This is a genomic window from Clostridium tarantellae (assembly GCF_009295725.1).
In the GTDB taxonomy this organism is placed as follows: domain Bacteria; phylum Bacillota; class Clostridia; order Clostridiales; family Clostridiaceae; genus Sarcina; species Sarcina tarantellae.
This window is the reverse complement of the sequence record NZ_WHJC01000674.1, coordinates 1-410: the sequence shown is the minus strand read 5'-3', so window position 1 is coordinate 410 and position 410 is coordinate 1. Positions and strand designations below refer to the sequence as shown.

The 410-nt window shown below is 21.5% G+C and carries 1 protein-coding gene; it reads right to left on the bottom strand.

What is annotated here, in order from left to right; translation table 11 throughout:
• Positions 1-55: 55 nt before the first annotated feature.
• Complete coding sequence (locus GBZ86_RS16815) at positions 56-370, bottom strand: DUF3784 domain-containing protein (protein WP_152892543.1); 315 nt, start codon at positions 368-370, stop codon at positions 56-58.
• Between the last annotated feature and the right edge of the window lie 40 nt (positions 371-410).

Here is a 410-nt window from a genome sequence, read left to right as displayed (position 1 = left end):
CTCTATTAGACTAAGTTATTCATATTCAACATAAAAATAAGGTAGTTAAGCTACCTTATTTTTTACTTTCAAATCTATTACCTGTATTTACATATATTACTGTAAATATTGTTGAACCAATTATTATAGCAACACCAATATTAAATAACATATTCATCATGAATATATCACTTAAAATAAATAATGATATAGAAAAAGCAATAACAAACATAAATTTCCCCATAAATTTACATAGAGATATTACATCATACTTTTGTTTTTCTTCTTTACTCATTGTATTAAATCCTGCTATTAAAAATGACCATTTACCTAGTGACAACATTATTCCAATAAATATAAACAAACAAACAATTAATATTTTACCAACCATAAAATCATCTCACAATAAATTATATTTTAATATATAGTTT

Bases quoted from the DNA above. Each gene is read 5' to 3' on its own strand.
- GBZ86_RS16815 (WP_152892543.1), bottom strand. From the start codon at position 370: ATGGTTGGTAAAATATTAATTGTTTGTTTGTTTATATTTATTGGAATA.